A 23,021-nucleotide genomic window follows, 5' to 3' on the forward strand; every position below is an offset into this window, starting at 1 on the left:
AAAAACAACGTCAGAACAGGAGCCCTTCTTTTCGCTCATTCCCTAACAATTAGCAATCAACAATCCTAAAAAGGGTACCCGATCCCGAGGTTAAACGTGGTTTGGGTGTCATTACCGAAAATGCGGTTGGACCGGAATTCGTTGATGACAAACCGGCTGCCTTGCGGTTGGGCGGGGTCATAGACTTTGGTAGCGATATCGAACCGAAGGATGGCGAACGTGAAATCAAACCTTACCCCAAAACCCGTGCCCACCGCTAATTCTTTGTAGAAGCGGTTAAACTCAAACTGGGCGCCGGGCTGGGCCACGTACAATTCAGGGTTCGGGTTGGTGTTCCGCTCCTTGAAAAGCCAGATATTACCCGCATCCAGGAACAGGGCCCCGTTCACGTTGGTACTCCCGAAGCGGAACATCCGGAAACGGTACTCTGAGTTGAGTTCCAGCAGGATCTCGCCGGTCTGTTCAAAAAGGTAATCCGTTTCTCCTGTGGTTTTGTTGATGAGCGCGCTGGAACCAGGCCCCAGTCGGCGGGGAAGCCAGGCTCTTACGCTGGAGGATCCCCCGGCAAAGAAGTACTTGTCATAGGGCAGGGCGCGGGAGGTACCCAGCGGTTTGGCCACCCCGGCGTTAGCGCGGTAGACAAAAGTCATATTGTTGCCCAGGGCATGGTAGCGGCGGTAGTCCAGGTTCAGTTTGGCAAACCGGTAGGTGTTGAAGTCTTTGAACTGCTCGGCCACGTAATTCCACAGCAAACCACCGGTCTCGGCAAATAGCCGGAATAGTTTGGCATCATTGGTCTGGTTGTAGTTGGCGGTGTTGTAAAGGCTTGTGAAGTTGATGGAAGAGACAAAGGCGTTTTTAAAACTCTCATTCAAGGGATTCCCCGATTGCTGCAGCGTGAGCAGGTACTCATTAAAAGTTGGGTCAATGCGGGGCGTGCTAATCACGCTAATGTCCAGCGGAGAGAAGCTAAATTGATGGATGTTCAACCGCTGCCAGATGTAGTCAAAGGAGAAATCAAGGTTAGTACGGGTGTATTCATTGCGGTCTACGTAGGTGTAACCGGTACTGAAACGGGTCCTGGGGTTGAAGCGCACCAGCAAGTCATTCGTCCGGAAGGGCACCAGGATCTGCGGGAAGGTCACCCCCATATCAGCACCGATCTCTGTTCTACGTCCAACGGTGTTAACGTTGCGCTGCAGCTGCCCTTCAATCCCGGCCCTTACCCCTATGTCAAAGATCTCGGCCCCGCCAAAAATATTCCTGATCCGGAAACGCATACTGGCATAAGGCCCCGGCACCTGCTCGGTGAAAGTACCGCCAATCTCAGTGGTTTCCTGGAAACGCGGTAGCAGAGAGGTGTTGATCTGAGTGTTCAGGTAGCCTCGGTGGGGATCAGCCGTAACGGTATCAGCCTTGGTGTAACTGATGGTGGTGTACTTGAAGACATCCAGGTTACTGATGATGCGCTGGTTGTTGAGTGTGCGGTTCGCCGAATAGGTCTGGCCTTTCCGGATAATGACTTTCCGTTGCAGAATGCGCGGCTTTATCTGCTGGTCATAAGCCAGGAAATGGATGTTGCTCAACTCTACCGTATCGCGGGAACGCCCAAAGCGGTTCAGGCCAGCATCGGTGGTGAAGAAGACATCCTGTATGGTGTAGATTTTGTGCAGCGTGGTATCAGTGGGGTTAGCGATAAGGGTGCTCAGCCTAACGGTGTATTCCTGGTAGCTGGTGTCTGCCTCCACGGTGATGAACTGCTGCCGGAAATCATAGAAGCCGTTGTTTTTGAGAAGTTGCTCAATGCGGGTACGTTCCTGGGTGAGCAGGGCCTCGTCAAAGTTCTGGTTCACACTGATCAGGCTTTCCTTTTGGTTCTCGTCCAGGATTCTCAGGATGGCTGTGTCTGGGACCTGGTAGGTGTGCTGCGAGACCACGTAGGGCTTGTCTTCCTGGACCTGCAGGGTGGCATACACTTTCTTGTTTTTGACCTCAGTAGTGGCAGAGACCTTGTTCCTGAAAAAGCCTTTGGAACTGAGGTAAATGCCTACCTGCTCCTGGGTTTGCACCAGTTTAAGTGAGTCAAAGATGGCCGGGGGCTCGCCCACGGTGCGCATCAGCCAGTTGCCGTTTTCCTTTTTGTTCTGCAGGCGGTTAAGTTTATTTTCTTTTTTCTCTATTAGCTTGTCTACCTTCACAGAGTCGCTGCCCGCTCGCTGGATGCGGCGGTTGTAGTCCTCGGTTTCCTCGGCAATATTGGCCTGAATGCGCTCTGGGTTGTAGAATCTCTTTCCTAAATAATAGAGGTTGAGGTAGATAGGAGAGCCCAGTACCCGACGGTTGGGTTTCTGCTGGTAAAGCGGCGTTATGGCGCTTTTGTCTGCCTGCTCAACTCCCTCCAGTTTTATTTTCCAGAGCAGTCGCTCGTTGGGGGCAAGGTGATGGGTGGGCGTACAGCCCATAAAAAAGCCCAGCATTGTGAATACCGCGCCGAATACGTAACATCGTAGCTTCAAACGAAGAATGGTTATGATCTCAAAGGGGCTTTTGAAGTACATTAGGTCACTGCAAATAAAGAAATATAGGTCGCTTCACCAAGCTTTCACGGTGGAAGGTGAAAAGAGCGTGGCAGAATTACTACAATCAGACTTTGAACTGGAAACGGTACTGGTCACCCAAAAATTTTTACTCAAGCATACCCATCTCCTCCGGAAAGGTTTTGAGGTGATTACGGTAGGTGAGGATGAACTGGGCAAGGCCGGTTCTATGGAAACGAACAACGCCGCGTTGGCTATTGCCAAGATGCGCCCGGTTCCGGAATTCTCCTGGGAGAAGCACCCGTTTGTGCTGGCGCTGGACGAGGTGCGCGACCCCGGCAACCTGGGCACCATCATCCGGATTGCCGACTGGTACGGGCTCACCTCTATTGTGCTCTCAGAATCCTCCGCCGATTTTTACAACCAGAAAGTGATTGCCGCCACCATGGGCTCTTTCACGCGGATTACCCCGCACTACGTTGATTTGGCCTCGTTTCTGGGAAAACGGCCCCAAAACGTTCCGGTCTTCGGAGCGGCGCTGGAAGGGGAGAACGTGCACCGCTTGACTTTGCAGCCCCAGGGTGTGCTGGTAATGGGAAATGAGTCGCACGGCATCCGGCCCGAGATCATGAGCCTGGTGACGCAGCCGCTGCACATCCCTGGCCGCGGCGGCGCCGAGTCTCTGAACGTGGGAACCGCCACCGCCATTCTGCTGGACAACTTCTTCCGAAATATTTAGAACAGACTATTTGCGGTTGGGTAGCTATCACTTTTCGACTTTGATCCGTTTTTAAGGTATTTTGATGAAATCTGCCTGAAAACAGAGAATCACGAGGCCTGTAAAAACAAAAAGAGGAGCGATCAAGCTCCTCTTTTCTTTTACCATTATTCTAACACTTTTAGGAATTTCCTACCCCTTAGAACTTCAAGATCCTTACTCCGGCTGCGAAAGCGTTGGCCTGCGGTCCTTTGTTGTCATGGAACATATCATTCAGGTTATACTTCGCGAAGAACTCCAGGCTTCTGATGCCAATGAATCCGGAGACACCGTATTGGAAATCATTCAAGTAGAAATCATCTTTGGCTTTGCTCTTCACATTGTCCCCGCCCTGGGAGTATTTCACTTTGGAGTGGCTGCTGAGCATGTAGCCTACAAAACCCCCGCCGCCGATTTTGAAAGCTGTTTTGCCTCTTTTGGTTTTGAAATCGAAACCTAGTTCAAGGGGTACGTTCAGGGACGTAGTAGACAGTTTGCTTTTCTCCAGGTTAATTCCGGTGGGGATGATGAAATCTGATTTCTCGCCGGTGTTCTGGATCATGATGTTGTCATCAAACATGTAGTTGTGGAAGTCCACAGTGAAACCGGTAATCAGGCGTACGGGGCTGGACTCACCGCCAATACGGTTGTACCATTTGGTGTTAAGGCTGATGTAGCGGGAGGCGGCGGTTCTGAATTTGATGTCCTGCACTGGGCTGCCAGCCTGCTCTTCTTTGTTCAACCAGGTAGAAAGACCCGCGTCAACCTGGAAATCCAGGGTTCTTCTTGGATGCCGGTTTTTGTAGCGCTCCTCGTCTCTTTCCTTCACCTCTACAGAGTCTTCATTGCCTACGTTCACCTTCACTTTGGTGGATTTGGTTTCCTCATCATGGTCAATGTCAATGCCTACTTTGTCGGTGATCCGGATGCGGTTTTTCTCTTTAATGGTGACTTCGGTACCCTCTGGGCCGTGTTGGGTGATGGTGATGTTTACGTCCTCTGAGGTATTGGCTTTGGACTTGTCAATTGTCACGGTCACTTCATCGCCTTTCTTGCCTGCGGCCTCAATCTGATCAGCGTATTTTTCCACCAGCAGCATGATAGAGTCAATGCTCTGGTTTTTTAGATTTTTCAAATCTTTCACATCCTTCACCACAATCAGCAAGCGGGCTTCGTTTTTCAGCTTCAGAATGAGCGTATCCTGGGTAGCAGCCGGTATAAGGCTTTTTGAACTGGCGTGAGAAGGCAAGGCGATAGCTGCAGCCATCATGATGGCCGTAAGCAGGGCATACAAACGTTTCATTGAAATGGGATTTTAGAGTTCTATGGTCTTTGTGATTTTTTTGTTTCCTATGCGGGTTTCCAAAGCATAGGTGTGTTTGGTAATTCCTAGTTCTGAAAGATTCACTTTTTCACCGTCTTTGAGGTTCTTCACTTGTTTCAGGATGCCTTTCAGAACGCGTCCAGATCCAGGTTGGTCCTCAGTGTGAGGTGTGTCAGTTTCTTTAGTAGATGCCTGGGCGAGGGAGGAGGTTGCCTGGGCGTTATCTAATTTTACAATTATTTCTAAAGCAGGAGCATCGGCGTTGGCTTTGGCGGTTTCCTGCGCTTTCACCGGCGTGGCCACGGCCATCATTACCGGCTCCTGGGCCTTCTGGAATGCTTTGTTCGTTTCTACCAGGCTAGCTTCCTTTCTGGTGCTTACAACGGCAGCTTGGGTTCCTTGGGAAGACACGGATGCAGCCTTGGTGTTCACCGAAGCCATGGCTTGTCGTTGCTCAGTGGCTTTAGAGGCAGCAGGATAGTGGATGGTGGTTTCCTGCTCAGCAACGGATTTCTGCTCGGCTTGGACGTTAGCAGCGGTACCCTCAGCTCCTGAGATCGCCTCTTGAGAAGGAGAGGTTCTTTCTACTGGTGCTTGTTTTTGCTCGTGTACCGTAGCCACGGTACCGGATGGTTGCAGCGGATTTATGTTATCGCGGTTAACCCAAAGACCCACGCTCAGCAGCATGGTCACGGCCGCTGCGGCTGAATAGTACCACATTCTTACCGTGCCGCGTTCCTCTTTTTCTTCAGTAACAGACGGCACCAGGAACGGATTAGGGGTTTCCTGCTGCGCGTTCTGCTGCATGCGGGCCTGCATGCGCTCCCAGACATCGTTGCCGGGGGCAACAGGTCTGTTCTGCAGCTTGTCTCTGAATAATTTATCTAAATCTTCTGCGCTCATAGTCTTTGTCTGTTTAGAGGGCGATCACTACTCCTTGCTGGGCCAGCATGCGTTGCAGCATGGCCCGCGCTTTACTTAACTGTGATTTGGAAGTGCCTTCTGTTATGTTGAGCATTTCCGCAATCTCTTTGTGCGAGTAACCTTCAATGGCATATAAGTTGAAGACTGCTCGGTAGCCGGCCGGAAGTTCCAGCAGCAACTCCATCATTTCCTCGGCGGTCATCTCGCTGTCGGCCGAGGCGTCTTCTGAGGCCAGGTAGTTGTGTTCCTTTTCAATGGCCAGGTGCATGGGCTCCTGCTTGCGCAAGTGCTGCAGCGCCTCGTTCACCATGATCCGCCGAACCCAACCCTCAAAGCTTCCTTTCTGCTCAAACCGACCTACGTGTTGGTACACTTTCATGAACCCGTTGATGAGGACCTCCTCAGCATCCATCTCATTCTTGAGGTACCGCAGGCACACGCCCATCATGGGGCCGGCATAGCGATCGTACAAGATTCGCTGGGCTTTGGCATCGCCTTTCTGCAGTGCTAGTACCAGTTCAGACTCATTCACGGGTTGTAGAGATTTAAGCTATAATTTATGCCTGTTTGTATGTTAGATGCGCCCCCTCAGAGATCGGTTGCCTGAGGTCCGGAAAATTTTTCAAGTAAATATAAGATACTAGCAATATTATTGAAGTAAAATCAAATAATATTAAGGTAAAGTGCTGTTTACCAAGTGTATTCACTCTTTAGCTTCTTCTTTGCCCGCCAATAAAATATTCTGTTCTTTTGTTTTTATGCCGATTTCTGAAAAACTGCTGTAGAACGATGACCAAGATTTCCTTTCCCGAAGGTTGTTGGCTTGGTTTGTTTGGATACAAAAAGCAATCCTCTCATCTTTATGGTATGAAAAGAATCATGTTCGCTTTGGCGCTGTTCTGCGCCCAGCCTCTTTGGGCACAGGAAAAACCAAAGGCAGCCATTACAGCCACAGAATACAAGGAAGTAAGCAAAAAGGAGAAGGGCGTGCTGGTAGATGTACGCACTCCGGAGGAGTTCCAGGCGGGGCACCTGAAAAAAGCCCGCAACTCAGATTTCAGAGGCGGAAAATTCGCCCAGGAGTTTGCCGGGTGGGACAAGGACAAGACTTATTATCTATACTGCGCCAGCGGGAACCGCAGCGGACAAGCTTTGAAATTGATGCAGGAGGCCGGGTTCACCAATGTCTATAACATTGGTGGCTACAAAGACCTAAAAGCAGCCGGCCTGAAAACCAAGGAAGAAAAGAAAAAGTAAGACTGGTTCTGACCTGATTTTCAGCAATCCGTCCAAAACAAAGCAGCTTTGGGTGAAAGCTTACACCTAAGCTACTGTATTTTACCCTCAGCTATAAAAGAAAAGGGTTTCGGGGCTGTTTTTTTGCAAACAGCCCCGAAACCCTTTTTATAATTCAGCTCCTAAAAGCCTAGTAATTACCTACCGATAGCATGACCAGAGTGCAGGCGTGCAGGGTTTTGATATTTTGCTCCTTTGCCTTTTTCTCCAATTCGTAGTTCTCAGTTCCTGGGTTAAATATAATGCGTTTGGGTTTGAGCGACAGGATATAATCATACCAGGTGGGCTGGTTCTGCGGTCCCACGTACAGGGTCACCGTATCTACCTCGTCAATGGAAGGTTTCTCTGTCTCAATAGGTAAACCGGCCACCTCGCCGCGCCTTATGCCCACCGGTACCACCTCATGGCCCGATCTTTTCAGCTGATGGACAGCTTTATAACTGAAGCGCCCTGGGTTGTCAGAGGCGCCTATTACCACGGTCTTTTTCATCTCTTCTCACTTTAGATTAGAAAATCAGGCGTTAAACGCCATAGTAGTTATACTCACAAAAACGTAGCGGGTTAACCGCGGATCAAAACGGCCACCTGCTCTGCGCAACGCTCCCCGTCCATGGCCGCCGACACGATACCACCGGCGTATCCGGCTCCTTCGGCGCAGGGGAACAGGTTCTGGATCTGCGGATGCTGCAGCGTTTCCTTGTCCCGGGGAATACGTACCGGCGAGGAGGTCCTGCTTTCCACGCCTACAATCTGGGCATCGTTGGTGAGATAACCCCGCATCTTATACCCGAACTCCTGGAACCCGCCTCTTAACCGTTGTCCAATCATAGGTGGCAAAACTTCCATCATGTCTACTGTGGCCAGCCCAGGTTGATAAGAAGTGTCCAGGAGCGAAGAGGAAACCTTTCCTTTCACGAAATCATGGAGACGCTGGGCTGGGGCCACCTGGGTACCGCCCGCGGCAGCCCATGCTTTCTGCTCCAAGGCCTGCTGCAAGCGCAGTCCGGCCAGAGGGCCGTGTTGCTTCAAGTCCATGTCTTCCAGGTTCACCGCCACCACAATGCCGGAGTTGGCGTACTTGGAATCCCGCCGGCTGGGCGACATGCCGTTCACCACCACCTCACCGGGAGCCGTAGCCGCCGGTACAATAAAACCTCCCGGACACATGCAGAACGAGAATACGCCGCGCTCCTGACCCTTATAAGCCACCTGTTGCACCAAAGAGTAAGAAGCCGCCGGCAAGTGCATGCCGCGGTCTCCGTCACAATGGTACTGGATGCCGTCAATGAGGCTTTGCTGGTGCTCTACCCGCACGCCCATGGCAAAAGGCTTGGCTTCAATCAGGATATTCTTCGCGTGCAACAACTCATAGATATCGCGGGCCGAGTGGCCGGTAGCCAGAATCACGGCTTCGCCCTCCAGAGAAAAACCATCGGCGGTGATGACACCTTTCATCTGGTTTTTCTCCAAAATGAAATCAGTTACCCGCGTATTGAAATGAATCTCGCCGCCAGCAGCCAGAACCGTTTCGCGCATCTCGGCAATCAGGACCGGCAGTTTGTTTGTCCCGATGTGCGGGTGGGCATCAAAAAGGATATCAGTGGTGGCGCCGTGCTGCACCATGATCTGCAGGATGCGCTGCACGTCGCCGCGCTTTTTAGAGCGGGTATAGAGCTTACCGTCTGAGTAGGTTCCGGCACCGCCCTCCCCAAAGCAGTAATTAGAGTCTGAGTTAACGATATGCTCTTTGTTGATGGCGGCCAGATCACGTCGGCGGCTACGCACGTCCTTGCCTCGTTCCACCACCACCGGCTTCAGGCCCAGTTCAATACACCGCATAGCTGCGAAAAGCCCGGCCGGACCGGCCCCCACAATGAGGACCCGCTTGGCATCTGGTTTCAGTTCAGGGTAATGGTAGGTAGGCAGCAGGGTAGAAAGGTCAGGGGCCTGGGTGTACACATCGGCGCGCACCTTTACCTGCACTTTGCGGCCGCGGGCATCAATAGAGCGTTTTATCTTATGGATGAAGGCTGCATCTTCCGGACGGGTGATCCCGGCTTGCTGCAGAAGTTCGCGCTCCAGAAGGGCAGGGTCATAGGCTACCTCGGGCGCTAAGACCAAGTCAAGTTCTTTTTTCATAAAGTAGATGTAAGGTAGTTAACCTTAAAGTATAAAATGGGTGGGTTTTCCTTCCCGAAAATGGCTGCAAAGATAACCACTCTTGCTTAACCAAAAACAGGGTAGATAAATTCGTTTTTGGGCCTTTTTACCTTAACCAGTGCAAAAACAGATGCTTTCCACTTTGCATGACGCATCAAAGTTTTGGGTGCAAAAAAAGGTTTTGATCATAAAAGCCTGCTTTCCAGGTTAAAACGGCAACCAAAATTGATTTTCAGATATGACCTTTCAAAGAAGTATTTCATTTTATAAAGAATCTTGCAAAAAAGAAAAGTGCATAAACTAAAATCAATTGACAGTCCGTTATTTTTGCAAATCAGAGAAATCTGATTTTGAATGATAACTAGAAGGAAAGGAGGGAGATAAGAGAAAGAATACCTGTAAGCAATAATTGCAACAACCGCCAAAAAACCGCTTTAACCAGTTTTTATCAATTCTGGCACAGACAAACACTCAGGTTCCTAATAAAGCGTTGAAAAATAGGAGCTAAACATTTTTAGGGAAGGAAACCAGACAACTTGTACTTTCTATATTCAGGCAAACCAATCTGAAGAAAAAAGTAAAATTTCCGACCCATTACAATCAAAATCCTAAATGAAGAAAGTTATATTTTTCAGCTTCGTCTTGTTGCTGTCGCTGGTTAGCCATGCGTGGGCGCAAAGTCGGACAATTAAAGGAAAAGTAACCGATGCAAAGACTGGCGAAGGAATGCCAGGGGTTACTGTTCAACTCAAAGGCAGCACAACCGCTGCCCCTACCGGTGTCACCGGTGATTATGAGATCTCCGTTCCTTCTGGTGACGGAACGCTGGTGTTCACTTTTATTGGGTACACTAATAAAGAAGTGGCCATTGCCGGCCAAAGCACTGTGAACGTAGCTTTAGTGGAGGATAACACCCAACTGGGCGAGGTATTGGTAGTGGCTTACGGTACGGCAGAGGAGAAGTCCTATACCGGTTCCGTAACCTCTGTAAAGTCTGAGGCTATTGAAAAAATGCAGGCCAACGACGTGACCAAAGCGCTTTCTGGTTTAACTCCTGGGGTTCAGGTAACCTCTTCCAGCGGACAGCCTGGTACTACCAGTGCCGTTCGTATCAGGGGGGTAGGTTCTGTGAACGCCAACAGCTCTCCGCTGTACGTAGTGGATGGTGCGCCTTATTCCGGTGACATCAACGCCATTAATCCGCATGACATTGAGTCCATGACCGTGCTGAAAGACGCAACTGCGGCTTCCCTTTACGGATCAAGAGCGGCCAATGGGGTGATCGTGATCACTACCAAAGGCGGTTCTGCTCCTAAAGAGCCTACCATCAGCTTCGGGGCTACCGTAGGGGTGTCTGACTTCGCTGTGAAGGATTACAAGACCGTGAACGCCTCCCAGATGTATGAACTTACCTGGGAAGCCCTGCGTAACGACGCCAGAGCCAACAAAGCGCTTTGGGAAGGTAAATACGCTTCTCCGGAGGAGTATGCTTCTAAGTTGGTAGTTACCAGATTGGCAGGTGCCGGCAACGGACAGCAATACAACCCTTTCAACAACGCCAATGGAGTTACTGAAGTAGAGCCAGTGGGTTTGGACGGCAAGATCAAACCAGGTTTGACCCCAGCGTGGGATGAAGATTGGAGAGATGCCTTGTACAGAAAAGCCGTGCGTCAGGAGTATGACCTCAGCGTGCAGGGTGGCAATGACAAGAGCAACTACTACTTCTCTGGTAACTACCTGGACCAGCAGGGTGCTTTCATCACCTCTGGTTTCAAGCGTTACTCTACCCGTCTGCGCTTAAGCTCACAGGTGCGTGACAACATTAAAGTTGGTTTGAGCGCCAACCTTTCTTACACAGACCAGAATGCACCTACCTCTAGCGGTACCTCGTTCCGGAACGTAGTGTCTTGGGGACGTAACATCTCCAGCATTTACCCAATCTACAGAAGAAAGAACGCTGATGGCACTCCATTCACCGGACCAGAGGAGTTTGACTTCAACACGGCGCGTCCTTACGGCGGCAACAGCAACCCGGTTGGTACTACTGCCTTGGATATTATTAAAGGAAGTAACCTTACCTGGGGCTGGAATGGTTTCGCTGAGATCACTTTCCTGAGAGATTTCAAATACAGAACCTCTTTGGCCCTGAACGGTGACAACTACCGTGGCGTGACGTTCTACAACCCTAAATACGGTGATGCCTCCGGCTCAATCGGGGGACGTGGTACCCAAAGCAGATCTTCCTTCACGGAGTACACTTTCAACCACATCCTGAGCTGGAACAAAACTTTTGGCCAGCATACCATTGACGCCTTGGGTGGTTTTGAGGTATATAACCTTTCTTCCAACTCAGTGTCTACCCAGAAGACTGGTTTCATTCCAATTGAAGGCATGACCGAGTTGGACAACGCCGCTACCATTGTGAGCTCCAACTCACAAACTGACAGACGTGCGCTGCAAAGCTTCCTGGGCCAGGTGAACTACGGCTTAGCCGATAAGTATTACCTGTCTGCCTCCTTCCGTCGTGACGGTTCTTCCCGTTTCCAGAAAGATAACCGCTGGGGTAACTTCTACTCTGTGGGTGCTTCCTGGAGATTGTCTGAGGAGAACTTCATGAAAGAATTGAATTGGCTGAATAACGCCAAACTGAGAGCTTCTTACGGAACATCCGGTAACGAGAACCTTTCTTCTTACTATGCTTACAGAGGTGTTTACAACACTGGTTACCCAGACTTGTCTGCACCGGGTATGATTGTGTCTACCCTGGAGAACCCTTTCCTTACCTGGGAAAAACAAGCCATCTTCAACGTAGGTTTAGACGCTACCGTGTTCAACAGATTTGATGTGTCTTTGGATTTCTATGACAGAAACTCAAAAGACCTTCAGTTGGATCAGCCGTTGCCACCTTCTTTGGGCTTCACAAGAGTGTCTGCCAACCTGGGTGCTATGCGCAACAGAGGTTTTGAGGCCAACATCACTGCCCACATCGTGGATACTGAGAAATTCGGTTGGGATATGAACCTGAATGCAGCTCATAATAATAACGAGTTCACTCAGCTTCCGCAGCCAACTATTTTGAGCGGAACCAAGCAGTACAAAGTGGGTCAGTCTATCTATGACTTCTTCATTGAGGATTTTGCAGGGGTAGATCCGCAGACTGGATTGAGCATGTGGTACCGTGATGTAACCAACGCAGAAGGGGTGGTGGAAAGACAAACTACCACCAACTACGCCCAGGCTACCCGTTACTATGTTGGTAATGCCTTGCCAGACGTAACCGGAGGTTTGTCAAACAACCTGCGCTACAAAGGCTTCGACCTGGGTCTGTTGTTCTCTTACAGCTTCGGCGGTAAAATCCTGAACACTGACTACAGCGGCCTGATGGGTGGTGGTTCTTCTGCCGGTTACAACTGGAGCACTGACATCCTGAACAGGTGGCAAAACCCAGGTGACGTGACAGATGTGCCTCGTTTGGGTACCGGTCAGTCTTTGAACGCTAACGCTCGTTCTTCCCGCTTCCTCACCGATGCTTCTTATGTACGCATGCGCAACGTAACCCTGGGTTACACCTTGCCAGCCAACGTGCAGGAGCGTTTGAGAATGAAAGGTCTGCGCGTGTTTGTACAAGGAGACAACCTGTGGACCTGGTCTAAAGGCCTGAAAGGGATGGATCCTGAGCAATCGCTTGACGGTATCACTTCCAACAGTTTCCCAACCATGAAGACGTATTCTGTTGGGGTACGTGCCTCTTTCTAATAACAGACAAATACTAGAGTAAATGAAAATCAATAAAGCTAGAATATATACCGTTATCCTGGGAGCTACTCTGGGCTTAGGCGCCTGTAAAGATGATTTCCTGGAGACGGTTCCTTCAAACGCCGTGTCTTACGAGCAGGCGTTCAGCTCTACGGCTGGGGTGGAGGCTGCTCTGACCGGTATCTACCGGTTAATGCGCGATGCACCGGTGAACTCCGGTTCAACAGCCAGCCATGACAGCTACGGTGTGCCGCACTTCAATGAGACCTGGGACGTAATGGGCCAGGATATCATGGCACCCACCAGCTGGTTTGTGTTCCAATACGAGTTGGATAACAAGCTTCCAACTTACCGCGGTACTTATATGTTATGGGCTACCAACTACGGTATCATCACCAACGCCAATAACATCATTGCCAACGCAGCCAAGGTACCTGGTATGACAGAAGCCCAACGTCTGGCCTATGAAGGTGAGGCGAGAGCCCTGCGTGCTTTCGGTTATTTCAACCTGGCCCGGACTTACCAGCATACGTACCTGAAGGATCCAAATGCATTGGCCGTACCGTTGGTACTGGAGCAAACAACTGCGCAATCTCAGGGGCAACCCAGAGCCACATTAAAGCAGGTGTATACCCAGATTCTGGAGGACCTCACCATTGCTGAGCGTGACCTGACCACCGCCAGACCAACCAAAAGCCGCATCAACAAGAATGTAGCCCAAGGTTTGTTGGCCCGCGTTTACCTGGAGATGGGTGAATGGGCTCAGGCCGCTGATTACGCTGCCAAAGCAAGAGAAGGTTATCCTTTGATGTCACCATCTGTTTGGAAAGAAGGTTTTAACAACTACGCCAATAATGAATGGATCTGGGGACTTGCCCAATCAGCTGATCAGCAGGTAGCTTTTGCTTCTTTCTACTCCACTATGGATGGTCGTTACACCACTGACGCAAAAGGCAACAGAACCTACGTGCGCAGAGGTTATAACAACATCCGGGCGAATGATAAATTCGTTGAGTTGTTTGCTTTGACAGACGCTCGCCGGGAGTTCCAGGAAGCGGTGGGTACCACCGATGCCAACCGATATACAGTTACTAAATTCAAGGACCTGCCAGACCTGAGTGGTGACTTCGTGCTGATGCGTTCTGCGGAAATGTACCTGATTGAAGCGGAAGCGAAAGCCCGTTTGGGTCAGGATGCCGATGCTCAGCAATTGGTATTTGCCCTGCGTCAGCAACGTTTCACAAATCCAGCCGATGCGGTTGCTCCAACCACTACCGGTGCTGAACTGGTAGATGAGATTTGGGTAGAAAGAAGAAAAGAGCTGTACGGAGAAGGTTTCGGGCTGATGGACATCAAACGTCTGCAGAAGCCGTTGGTACGGGAAGGTAACCACACTGCGGTGTTGGGCACTACCCCAGCCAACAGCGACCTGTTCATCTACATGTTCCCGCAGCTGGAAATCATCAACAACCCTAACTTCGGGCCTCAAAACCCATAAGGAAGTCCAAGTTACATAATAAAAAAGGCTGCTCTGCAAAGGGCAGCCTTTTTTTGTTTTAATGCTGTTTTTCAAAAACAAGGGTCAAAACACTTGATGGCTTTGGCCCTTATACCTGCTCATCTAATAAGCTGCTCTCACATAATTAGCCACTATGCCCTTGGTGATACAGCCAGAAGTATGGGTATAAGCTTTTCTGACCTCAGGAGCGAAATATCCAGATTCATACATATTATCATGGGCCTGGTCAAGAATAGGTTTCAAGTAGCATTTCTAAAAGATACATTTATTTAAGCAACAAGAAGATTAGTGAAAACCAGGTGCCCTGAGGAAGGGATGGAGGTCAGAAACAAGGGCAGAAAAGGAAGCAAATCATAATTGTTTGGAAACAGAAATCCCCCTAACCATCTATATAGAAACGAACTATGAAATTTACCTCTATCAAAACCGGATGGGCCCCTTCCTTCATGTTGGTGGCAATGATGTTACTGCTCACCCAAAGCCTGGTGGCCAAGAATAGCTTTGGCTCCAAGCGTGTTGAAGAACCTATTGCAACAACTAATTCCACCGGAACCCCGGAACTGGTAGTGAGCAGGTTATTGAAGCTGTATCCCAATCCTAACTCTACTGATGAGGTAAACATCAAGGGCTTTACCAAGAATGCCTCCGCGGCCATCCTGATCAAGAATGCCATTGGCTACATTGTCATGGACGAGAAAACTTATACCGCTGATGAAAAAGGGGAAATCAACCTGAAAATACATTCCCTTCAGCAGGGACATTATTATATCAGCATCAAAATAGACAAGGCCCAGGTCATTAAGAAAATGATCAAAATCTGAAAAACAGGCTCTAAACAGATTTTATTAATTTCTGAAAAAGAACTATTTAAAAGCCTCTTCATAAACCTTAACAGATACTAAAGGTAAGCACCAAAAGGGTATTGTTAGCCCTTGCATTTAGGACCTGTTTTTCCAAAATCGGGCTCAAAACTAGAGTGAGGAGCAGGCAATTATAGAGCAAAAGAAAAGGGAGCCTAAGCTCCCTTAATGAATGGTGAAATTTAGTTCACCTCGCCAATGATGTCGTTCACCCAGCCTTTGCCCCAGTTGTCTTTCTCTTCCTGAGTCCAGATCTCGGGGTAGAAGATGCGTTTCTGGAATTTGGGAGGCAGGTATTTTTGCCAGTTAGTGCCCCCGGTGGCGGCAATTACCTCTGGGTCGCGCTGCAGGTACCGCACCGCCGATTTGTAGTGCATGAGGGGCCAGTTCACGTTGACGTTGCTGTCAAGTTCTTTGAGGTGATTGATGAGTTTCTGATTTTGACGCTCTTCCTCAGAAAGACGCCTGAAAACAGACCAGATGTTCTTGTGCTGGAATTCCTGAGCATGCTGCATGAGCTCTTTAGAGTACTTCTCCTCAAACTGAAGCAGGGTCAGGGTCTTGGCGCCGGTGGCAGCCTCTGTGGCGCCTTCTTTCCAGTAGATACAACCAAACATCTCCTCATGGGTGCTTTGCTGGCCCAGAGCTTCACGCTTGGCTTTGTCAGTGAGGTTGCGCAGATCGGTTGAGCAGATCTCAATCTTGCGGTACTGCACGCTCTGAAATCCGCTGGCCGGCATAAGCGCCATCCTAAATTTAAGGAATTGCTTCGGGTCCATGCCGTCCACCATCACATCAAAGGAGTCAATGAGGTTCTCAAAGTAACGGTTGATGCGGCCCACCCGCTTAATGAGCATCTGCGCAGTGGGAGCAGGGTCCTCGCCAATCTGCCGATACTCATGCAGGCAAAGCTTGAAATAGAGCTCCGTTACCTGGTGGTACATGATGAAGATTTCCTCATCAGGGATCTTGGTGCGGGGTGTCTGCAGGCTCAGGAGGGTGTCTAGGTGGATATAGTCCCAGTAGTTGATGAAGTCTGAGTACAGAAGACCTTCAAGGTAAGAAGCCAGGTCTTGGCCCAACGGGCTGTATTTCTGTTGGAGGCGCTCCAGCAGTTCCAGAACCTGGGGGGAGAAGGTGCGGTCCGGCATATATTATTTTCTGAATGTTGTAATTATCTTTCTTTACTTGCGACAAAGAAAGTAAAAGAAATTGGTTTGAACCTTTTCTATACGCAATATGAGGGAAAGCAGGACAACCATTCGGCTTCTTCCTGCATCTTTCTGAAAGAGGTTCCACTTCTGTTTTTTTGGCAGCGGCTGCCTAAGGGTGAACAATATCTTTAACTTTGATGCCGGAAGAAAGCACAAAGACAATGGCAGAGAAAAGCAGCATTTTTGATATGATTGGGCCGGTGATGATAGGGCCCTCCAGCTCGCACACGGCCGGGGTGGTACGCATTGCGCGGGCCGCGATAAGGATCCTGGGGTCAGCGCCGGTAGAGGCCACCATCACCTTTTATAACTCCTTTGCCCGCACCTATGAGGGGCACGGCAGTGACCGGGCCATCCTGGCCGGGCTCCTGGACTATAAAACCGATGACACCCGCATCAAAGAGTCCTTTACCCATGCAGAAGCCAGCGGCCTGAAGTACACCTTCAAATCCATCGGGAACGCTTCTACCATGCACCCAAACACCATCAAGCTCAGCCTCACGGCTGCTGATGGTAGAACCTGCGAGGTAGTGGGGCAAAGCCGGGGCGGAGGCGTGATTAGCATTGTGGAGGTGGATGGTTTTCCCTCCAACTTCTCGGCTAACCTGCATACGCTTATCATTGACGCCGATGACGTGACCGGCAGTATCGCTTTCATCAGCAGCATTATTGCGCATGATGACTGCAACATCGCCACCATGAACGTGTCCCGCAAAGGCCGCAATGATGTTGCCCGCCAGTTCATTGAGATGGACTCGGGGCTGCGCCCCATCTCGCTGGAGTACCTACGGCAGCTGAGTTGGGTCAAGAACGTGATCTATATCCCTAACATTGACTTATAATGCGACGTTTTTCTTCCAAATTTCTCGCTTCGCTGGGTTTGGTCATTGGCTGCCATACCTTTTCGGTGGCCCAGACCACCACACCCACAGAAACCGTCTGGAGTTTGCAGCAGTGCATCCAGGCCGGCCTGCAGAATAACCTGCAGGTAAAGCAGACTGGCCTTTTTGTAGAGCAGGATGCCATTGACGTAAGACAGGCCATGGCCAATTTCCTGCCTGCGTTCAACGCCAGCGCCTCACACGGCATGAGCTTCGGTTTCTTCAATGACCCCATCACCTATGAGCAGCGCAATGAGTCAAACCGCTCCAGCAGTTTCTCATTGCAGGCATCGGTGCCGGTTTTCAGCGGTTTGCAGGTCCAGAACACCGTGAAGCGGAATAGGCTTAACCTCAAAGCGACCGAACAAGAGCTGAAAAAGGCGCAGAATGACCTCATGCTGAATATCGTGACGTCTTACATGAATATTCTGCTGAACCAGGAACTGCTGAAAACAAATCAGGAGCGCTACAATTTGACCAAGGCCCAGGCTGAGCGGACCCAAAAGCTTTTCAAAGCCGGCAGTGTGCCGGAAAGCAACGTGCTTGAACTCAACGCCCAGTTGGCCAGCGATGAGCTCAATATCATCACGGCGCAGAACCAGATTGAAATATCAGAGCTGCAGTTGATTCAGCTGCTGAACCTGGAGAACACGGCACCCACCAATTTTGCTATTGAAATCCCGCAGCTGCCAGATCCGGACCAATCAGTGATCGCGTTTGATGCCCAGCAGGTCTATGAAACCGCAGAAAGCATCATGCCGGAGATCAGAAGCAACCAATTGCGGGTAGAGAGTGCCTTAAAAACCATTGACATTGCCAAAGGTGCCTATTTCCCAACCCTTAGCCTGGGCGGAAGTGTGAGTACCCGCTACTCCAGCGGAACGCCCTTCTTTTTAGTTGGCCCCCTAGAAACCGTAACCCAGACCATTGGGGTGGTACAAGGCACCAACACACCCGTGATTACCACCTACTCAGATAGAACCCGTACTCCCACAAAATATAAGTACATGGACCAGTTGCAGGACAACCTGGGCCAGTATGTAGGGTTGAACCTGAGCATTCCTATCCTCAACAGTTTCAGAACCCGCAACAATGTGCAACTTTCCAGAATAGGCCTGAGAAACGCCGAGCTGAACACGGCCATTGCCAGAAACCAGCTTCGGCAGAACATTGCGCAGGCTTATACCAACGCCATCAATGCCCAGAAAAGGTTTGTATCTGCCAGAAAGCAGCTGGAGTCTTTTGAACAATCCTTCAAAAATGCCGAGATCCGTTTGAACAACGGCCTCATCAATAGCGTGGATTTCAACGTGGCCAGAAACAACTATGTGAAAGCCCAGTCAGACATTATCCAGGCTAAATACGATTACATCTTCAGACTCAAGTTCCTTGAATTCTACCAGGGAAAAACGATCACTCTCTAATTGACTCATGGCAAAACGCAAATCGAACAAACTGATTTACATTCTGGGTGGCTTATTGGTTTTACTTCTGGCAGGGTTGCTGGTAGCCAAAAAGCAGGGTTGGATAGGGAAGAAAGAAGGAATAGAAGTAGCGGTGGCCAAAGCAAAGGCCGCTAGTATAGTAGAGAAAGTAAGCGCCTCTGGCAAGGTGCAGCCCGAAATTGAAGTAAAGATCAGCCCTGACGTTTCCGGGGAGATTACGGAACTGTACGTGAAAGAAGGAGACTCAGTAGTAGCTGGTCAGCTGCTGCTCCGTATCCGCCCTGACAACTACCAGGCCATGGTGGAGATGCAGTCTGCCTCGGTGAACACGCAACGCGCCAACCTGGCCCAGGCCCGCGCCCGCCTGAACCAGGCGGTGGCCAACAGCAAGAACATCCGTCAGTCTTATGAGCGCAACCAGAAGCTGTTTGAGCAGAAGGTGATCTCCCAGTCTGAGATAGACGCCTCGCGCGCCCAGTTTGAGGCCAACCGCGCCGAAGTAGATGCCGCCCGCCAGAGCGTGAGAGCCGCTGAGTCCACCGTTCGCAGCGCCAGCGCCTCCCTGGATGAGTCTCGCCGGAACCTGGAGAAAACCACTATCTATGCGCCCGTGAGCGGCACGGTCTCCAAGCTGAACGTAGAGCGCGGCGAACGCGTAGTGGGTACTTCCCAGATGGCCGGTACCGAGATCATGCGCATCGCTAACCTCAACAACATGGAGATCAGGGTTAACGTGAACGAAAACGACATCGTGCGGGTGCGCCTGAATGACTCTGCTATTGTGGAGGTGGATTCCTACACCAACACCAACCGCAAGTTCAGAGGCGTGGTGACCTCCATCGCCAACACCGCCAAAGATGCAGCTTCACTTGAAGCTGTGACTGAGTTTGAGGTAAGAATTAGGTTATTAAACGAGTCTTACAAAGACCTTATACAGAAGAACGGCCGCACGCCTTTCAGACCGGGTATGACCGCCTCCGTAGACATCATCACTGACCGGAAAAACAATGTTCTGTCGGTTCCGTTAGCCTCCGTGACTACCCGTGCCAAAGACAAGCCCAAGGGTGCCACCGATGGCCCGGAGAACAACTTTACGCAGGAAGACAAGCCAGTAAGACCCGAGGAACGTCCGGAAGAAGTGGTGTTCGTGCACGAGGGCGGAAAAGTGAAGATGGTGAAGGTGACCACCGGCATCAGTGACTTTGACAACATAGAGATTTTATCCGGTTTAAAACCGGGACAGGAGGTGGTTTCTGGCCCATTCAGAGCGGTCTCCAAACAACTCAAAGATGGTGACCTGGTAACTGTGAAGGATGAAAAATCACTGAGCCAAAATTTAAAAGAAGATCAACCAGAAGAAGAAGATAACTAAGCTTTGCAGGAAAGAGAGAGAATTGCCGTATTAGGCGGCGGAAGCTGGGCAACCGCCCTGGTGAAGATATTATCAGAAAATAAAACGGATGTAAGCTGGTGGCTCAGGAACCAGGACGATGTGCACCATCTCCAACAGTATGCCCACAACCCCAGATACCTGAGCGGGGTTAGGTTTGACCTGGAATACGTTCATCCTTCAAGTGACATCCGGGAAACTGTAACCCAGGCAGACTGGGTGATTCTAGCTGTTCCCGCAGCCTTTGTGAAAGAAGCTTTGTCGCCTTTGGCCCCAGACGCCTTAAAAGGCAAAACAGTGGTATCGGCGGTGAAGGGCATGATCCCAAAGGAAAACCTGTTGATCACTGATTTTCTGGAGCAGCATTACGGCGTTCCGCCCGAGCGCCAGTGTGTGATTGCTGGTCCTTGCCACGCTGAGGAAGTAGCCCTGGAAAAGCAATCATACCTGACCATCGGATCAGTGGATCTGGACCGTGCCGAGCAGTTCTGCGCCTTGCTCCGGAACCGCTACGTGAAAGCCAATCCGCTGGATGACATTGACGGCGTGGAGTACTGCGCGGTTATGAAAAACATCATCGCCCTGGCCTGCGGCATCGCCCACGGCCTTAACTACGGCGACAATTTCCAGGCAGTATTGGTGTCTAACTCCATGGAAGAGATTGAGCGTTTCCTGGACGCACTCATGCCCCTGCACCGAGATCTGAAAGGTAGCGCCTACCTGGGGGACTTACTTGTAACCGCCTATTCGCAGTTTAGCCGGAACCGTACCTTCGGGAATATGATCGGGCGGGGCTATACGGTGAAATCTGCGCAGTTTGAGATGAACATGGTGGCCGAAGGGTATTACGCCGTGCAAAGCATACATGAACTGAACAAGCGCCTGAAGGTAGATATGCCTATTACCACAGCCGTTTACAATATTCTCTATGAACGTATTTCTCCAGGAGTTGAGATTGAGATCTTAAAGGATAAGTTTAAGTAAGCACGACAGCTTTTCCTTAGGAAACTACCCGATATGCATGGTTTAGGATTAAAACAGAACACCCGCCTCTAATAAAGGCGGGTGTTCTGTTTTAGGGGCGTTTATTAAAAATCGGCCTCAATACGGTTCTAAGATTATACTAGAAGGTCAGGAGTTCTTCGTAGAGGCGGTGGACTGGTAAGCCCATCACGTTGAAATAAGAACCCTCAATGCGCTTAATACCTACCAAGCCCAGCCAATCCTGGGCGCCGTAGCTTCCGGCTTTGTCGAAGGGTTTGTAGTGGTTGATGTAAAAATCTATCTCATCTCGGGTGAGATCTCTGAAGTGGACCGTGGTCACATCATGAAAGACCACGCTTTTCTCCAGGCTGAGGAGGCAAACCCCGGTGTAGACCTCGTGGCTGCGGCCTGAGAGCATGGTGAGCATGCGGGTGGCCTGCGCGTGGTCATAGGGCTTGTTCAGAATTGTCTGGTCCAGGCAAACAATGGTATCGGCGGTGATGATGACTTCCTCGGGCTGCAGTTCCTCACGGTAGGCGCTGGCCTTGTGGGCGGCCAGGTACTCGGCAACCTCGGCGCGTTCCAGTTCTGTGGGGTAAGTCTCGTCTATTTCCTTTACGCGGGATTCAAACGGGAGGCCCAGGTTGGTGAGCAGTTCCTTCCGGCGAGGGGAGTTGGAGGCCAGGATGTATTTTTTAGTAAAATTCATTTTCGTCTATTGAGCTGAATAAAAACCCGCAAATGGTTTTGGGGTAGAAAAACGTTGATTTCTGAGGCATAACAGCACCCGAGTGACAAACCCGCTGCACCTCTTCCATCTTCACCTCGTTCGTGATCAGGGCCACTTCGGCTTTGCCACTGTCCACTTTGGCCATGCACTCGGCAAAGGACCGGACGTAGGAGAGACCCGGGTACTGACGCTGTTCCTCTGGGGAGATTCCTAGTACGCGTTCCAGAATAAAATAGTGCATGACGGTTAGGTCCAGGTCTTTCACCTCCTGCGGAATGTCCCAATCCAGTTGGGCGTGTACCTCAGGTTTGAGCCGCGCTTTAAAGCTGTTTTCGCCAAAATAAACTCCAAACGCCCACTTCTTACCCACAATCACCTCGTTCAGTTCATAGGCCTCTTCAATGGGCGTAACTACGAAAAACTCCTGCAACCGCTCCAGAAATTCTTCCGGTGAGATGGGTAAACGCTCTAACAGCCTGTGGGTTGGCAAGATGCGGAGGTCATCTGAGGCGGCATTGGTCAGGTACATCAAATGGTAATTGAAAGGCTCCTCACCTGTGGCTCCGGGGAATTGTTCCTGCATCTTTTTGCGGTACTGCAAAGACCCTTCGTAGCGGTGGTGGCCGTCTGCCAGAATGATCTGCTGGTCCCGCAGCAGGTCTACAAACATTTGGATAACCTCGGCATCATGGATCACGGAGAGCACATCGCGCACGCCCTGGTAATCCTCAGATTCATACAGCGGCGAAGTGATGCTTTCATCCATGTACTGCTCCAGGGTGAAGTCGGGGTCCAGGAACAAGCCGTGGGTAGCACTGGTGTGCATGCGGGTCTCGGCCAGTAGTTCTATGCGGTCGTTCACGGCCGCCGGGATGGTGTTCTCGTGCCGGAGGATTACCTGCTCTTCCCATTGGTAGGCCTTGATGTGGCACATGAACCCTTTGCGGCAGTACTCGCGGCTGGAGCCCGGCAAGGTGAAATACTGGTAATAGACGTAGATGCCGGGTAACTGGTCTTGGAGCAGAATGCCAGCCCTTTTCCAGTGCTCGGCGGTTCGGCGGGCCATGTCGGCGGGATCCGGGCCGGGCGGCACCGATAAGTGGATGCTGTTATAGGGATTCCGGTAAAGGGCCTGGCGTTGCTTCACAGAAACCACATCGAACAGGGGAGAGGTGAGCGCGTCTATGGAAAACGGGAGCCTGGGGTTGTACCTGAAGCCTTTGATGGGGAGTATTTCAGCCATT

18 protein-coding genes are annotated in these 23,021 nt (G+C 50.6%); 9 read left to right on the forward strand and 9 right to left on the reverse strand.

Translation table 11 applies throughout. From position 1 onward, the window contains the following. Positions 1-65: 65 nt before the first annotated feature. Positions 66-2,477, reverse strand: a complete 2,412-nt coding sequence (gene tamL / locus J3P34_RS11920) for a translocation and assembly module lipoprotein TamL (RefSeq protein ID WP_210488918.1) — start codon at positions 2,475-2,477, stop codon at positions 66-68. 52 nt (positions 2,478-2,529) lie between these two features. On the opposite strand from tamL, the gene J3P34_RS11925 reads away from it, so the two are divergent. After that, positions 2,530-3,276 carry an RNA methyltransferase gene (locus J3P34_RS11925; RefSeq protein ID WP_210489441.1) on the forward strand — a complete coding sequence of 249 codons (747 nt, stop codon included), beginning with the start codon at positions 2,530-2,532 and terminating at the stop codon, positions 3,274-3,276. Positions 3,277-3,454: 178 nt separating this feature from the next. On the opposite strand, the gene J3P34_RS11930 is transcribed toward J3P34_RS11925, so the two are convergent. Genes J3P34_RS11930 through J3P34_RS11940 form a run of 3 tightly spaced genes read right to left on the reverse strand, consistent with a single transcriptional unit; the run spans position 3,455 to position 6,074 of the window. Next, on the reverse strand, positions 3,455-4,597 hold the full coding sequence (locus tag J3P34_RS11930) for an outer membrane beta-barrel protein (RefSeq protein WP_210488919.1): 1,143 nt from the start codon (positions 4,595-4,597) through the stop codon (positions 3,455-3,457). 12 nt (positions 4,598-4,609) lie between these two features. Beyond that, complete coding sequence (locus J3P34_RS11935) at positions 4,610-5,521, reverse strand: hypothetical protein (RefSeq protein ID WP_210488920.1); 912 nt, start codon at positions 5,519-5,521, stop codon at positions 4,610-4,612. A 13-nt stretch (positions 5,522-5,534) separates the two neighbouring features. Continuing rightward, the gene (locus J3P34_RS11940; protein WP_210464898.1) at positions 5,535-6,074 is read right to left on the reverse strand and encodes an RNA polymerase sigma factor; all 540 of its coding nucleotides are present in this window, start codon (positions 6,072-6,074) and stop codon (positions 5,535-5,537) included. 335 nt (positions 6,075-6,409) lie between these two features. Between J3P34_RS11940 and J3P34_RS11945 the strand changes: the two genes are divergently transcribed. Then, positions 6,410-6,799 (forward strand): rhodanese-like domain-containing protein, encoded by a 390-nt coding sequence (locus tag J3P34_RS11945; RefSeq protein WP_246853689.1) that lies wholly within the window; start codon positions 6,410-6,412, stop codon positions 6,797-6,799. 169 nt (positions 6,800-6,968) lie between these two features. Here the strand turns inward: J3P34_RS11945 and J3P34_RS11950 are convergent, their stop codons facing one another. Then, positions 6,969-7,328 (reverse strand): CoA-binding protein, encoded by a 360-nt coding sequence (locus J3P34_RS11950; RefSeq protein ID WP_210488921.1) that lies wholly within the window; start codon positions 7,326-7,328, stop codon positions 6,969-6,971. 71 nt (positions 7,329-7,399) lie between these two features. Beyond that, positions 7,400-8,977 (reverse strand): NAD(P)/FAD-dependent oxidoreductase, encoded by a 1,578-nt coding sequence (locus J3P34_RS11955; RefSeq protein ID WP_210488922.1) that lies wholly within the window; start codon positions 8,975-8,977, stop codon positions 7,400-7,402. Between the two features lie 633 nt (positions 8,978-9,610). Between J3P34_RS11955 and J3P34_RS11960 the strand changes: the two genes are divergently transcribed. The 3 genes from J3P34_RS11960 (at position 9,611) to J3P34_RS11970 (ending at position 15,094) form a co-directional block, all read left to right on the forward strand. Continuing rightward, a complete protein-coding gene (locus tag J3P34_RS11960) occupies positions 9,611-12,754 on the forward strand; it encodes a SusC/RagA family TonB-linked outer membrane protein (RefSeq protein WP_210488923.1) in 3,144 nt (1,047 codons plus the stop codon). A gap of 22 nt (positions 12,755-12,776) precedes the next feature. Beyond that, positions 12,777-14,252 (forward strand): RagB/SusD family nutrient uptake outer membrane protein, encoded by a 1,476-nt coding sequence (locus tag J3P34_RS11965; protein ID WP_210464902.1) that lies wholly within the window; start codon positions 12,777-12,779, stop codon positions 14,250-14,252. 425 nt (positions 14,253-14,677) lie between these two features. Further along, positions 14,678-15,094 carry a T9SS type A sorting domain-containing protein gene (locus J3P34_RS11970; RefSeq protein WP_210488924.1) on the forward strand — a complete coding sequence of 139 codons (417 nt, stop codon included), beginning with the start codon at positions 14,678-14,680 and terminating at the stop codon, positions 15,092-15,094. A gap of 221 nt (positions 15,095-15,315) precedes the next feature. Here J3P34_RS11970 and J3P34_RS11975 read toward each other — a convergent pair whose 3' ends face one another. Further along, complete coding sequence (locus J3P34_RS11975; RefSeq protein WP_210488925.1) at positions 15,316-16,284, reverse strand: tryptophan 2,3-dioxygenase family protein; 969 nt, start codon at positions 16,282-16,284, stop codon at positions 15,316-15,318. A 224-nt stretch (positions 16,285-16,508) separates the two neighbouring features. Between J3P34_RS11975 and sdaAB the strand changes: the two genes are divergently transcribed. The 4 genes from sdaAB to J3P34_RS11995 are packed head-to-tail and all read left to right on the forward strand — an operon-like array spanning position 16,509 to position 21,047. Further along, on the forward strand, positions 16,509-17,189 hold the full coding sequence (sdaAB, locus tag J3P34_RS11980; protein ID WP_210488926.1) for an L-serine ammonia-lyase, iron-sulfur-dependent subunit beta: 681 nt from the start codon (positions 16,509-16,511) through the stop codon (positions 17,187-17,189). Next, a complete protein-coding gene (locus tag J3P34_RS11985; RefSeq protein WP_210488928.1) occupies positions 17,189-18,652 on the forward strand; it encodes a TolC family protein in 1,464 nt (487 codons plus the stop codon). The genes sdaAB and J3P34_RS11985 overlap by 1 nt, the downstream gene beginning before the upstream one ends. Before the next feature lie 7 nt (positions 18,653-18,659). Continuing rightward, complete coding sequence (locus J3P34_RS11990) at positions 18,660-20,045, forward strand: efflux RND transporter periplasmic adaptor subunit (protein WP_210488929.1); 1,386 nt, start codon at positions 18,660-18,662, stop codon at positions 20,043-20,045. Between the two features lie 3 nt (positions 20,046-20,048). Further along, entirely contained in the window at positions 20,049-21,047 is a 999-nt protein-coding gene (locus tag J3P34_RS11995) for an NAD(P)H-dependent glycerol-3-phosphate dehydrogenase (RefSeq protein ID WP_210488930.1), read from the forward strand. A 139-nt stretch (positions 21,048-21,186) separates the two neighbouring features. On the opposite strand, the gene J3P34_RS12000 is transcribed toward J3P34_RS11995, so the two are convergent. Both J3P34_RS12000 and J3P34_RS12005 read right to left on the reverse strand, forming a co-directional pair. Next, positions 21,187-21,756: a Maf family nucleotide pyrophosphatase gene (locus tag J3P34_RS12000; protein ID WP_210488931.1), complete on the reverse strand. Its 570-nt coding sequence runs from the start codon at positions 21,754-21,756 to the stop codon at positions 21,187-21,189. After that, positions 21,743-23,020 (reverse strand): DUF1015 domain-containing protein, encoded by a 1,278-nt coding sequence (locus J3P34_RS12005; RefSeq protein WP_210464910.1) that lies wholly within the window; start codon positions 23,018-23,020, stop codon positions 21,743-21,745. The genes J3P34_RS12000 and J3P34_RS12005 overlap by 14 nt, the downstream gene beginning before the upstream one ends. Position 23,021 lies beyond the last annotated feature (1 nt).

Source organism: Rufibacter aurantiacus (assembly GCF_017916345.1).
Classification (GTDB): domain Bacteria; phylum Bacteroidota; class Bacteroidia; order Cytophagales; family Hymenobacteraceae; genus Nibribacter; species Nibribacter roseolus.

Excerpts from the sequence above, each read along its gene's own strand:
- tamL (WP_210488918.1), bottom strand. The coding sequence starts at position 2,477 with ATGCTGGGCTTTTTTATGGGCTGTACGCCCACCCATCACCTTGCCCCC.
- J3P34_RS11925 (WP_210489441.1), top strand. The coding sequence starts at position 2,530 with ATGATCTCAAAGGGGCTTTTGAAGTACATTAGGTCACTGCAAATAAAG.
- J3P34_RS11930 (WP_210488919.1), bottom strand. The coding sequence starts at position 4,597 with ATGAAACGTTTGTATGCCCTGCTTACGGCCATCATGATGGCTGCAGCT.
- J3P34_RS11935 (WP_210488920.1), bottom strand. The coding sequence starts at position 5,521 with ATGAGCGCAGAAGATTTAGATAAATTATTCAGAGACAAGCTGCAGAAC.
- J3P34_RS11945 (WP_246853689.1), top strand. The coding sequence starts at position 6,410 with ATGAAAAGAATCATGTTCGCTTTGGCGCTGTTCTGCGCCCAGCCTCTT.
- J3P34_RS11950 (WP_210488921.1), bottom strand. The coding sequence starts at position 7,328 with ATGAAAAAGACCGTGGTAATAGGCGCCTCTGACAACCCAGGGCGCTTC.
- J3P34_RS11955 (WP_210488922.1), bottom strand. The coding sequence starts at position 8,977 with ATGAAAAAAGAACTTGACTTGGTCTTAGCGCCCGAGGTAGCCTATGAC.
- J3P34_RS11960 (WP_210488923.1), top strand. The coding sequence starts at position 9,611 with ATGAAGAAAGTTATATTTTTCAGCTTCGTCTTGTTGCTGTCGCTGGTT.
- J3P34_RS11965 (WP_210464902.1), top strand. The coding sequence starts at position 12,777 with ATGAAAATCAATAAAGCTAGAATATATACCGTTATCCTGGGAGCTACT.
- J3P34_RS11970 (WP_210488924.1), top strand. The coding sequence starts at position 14,678 with ATGAAATTTACCTCTATCAAAACCGGATGGGCCCCTTCCTTCATGTTG.
- J3P34_RS11975 (WP_210488925.1), bottom strand. The coding sequence starts at position 16,284 with ATGCCGGACCGCACCTTCTCCCCCCAGGTTCTGGAACTGCTGGAGCGC.
- sdaAB (WP_210488926.1), top strand. The coding sequence starts at position 16,509 with ATGGCAGAGAAAAGCAGCATTTTTGATATGATTGGGCCGGTGATGATA.
- J3P34_RS11985 (WP_210488928.1), top strand. The coding sequence starts at position 17,189 with ATGCGACGTTTTTCTTCCAAATTTCTCGCTTCGCTGGGTTTGGTCATT.
- J3P34_RS11990 (WP_210488929.1), top strand. The coding sequence starts at position 18,660 with ATGGCAAAACGCAAATCGAACAAACTGATTTACATTCTGGGTGGCTTA.
- J3P34_RS12000 (WP_210488931.1), bottom strand. The coding sequence starts at position 21,756 with ATGAATTTTACTAAAAAATACATCCTGGCCTCCAACTCCCCTCGCCGG.
- J3P34_RS12005 (WP_210464910.1), bottom strand. The coding sequence starts at position 23,020 with ATGGCTGAAATACTCCCCATCAAAGGCTTCAGGTACAACCCCAGGCTC.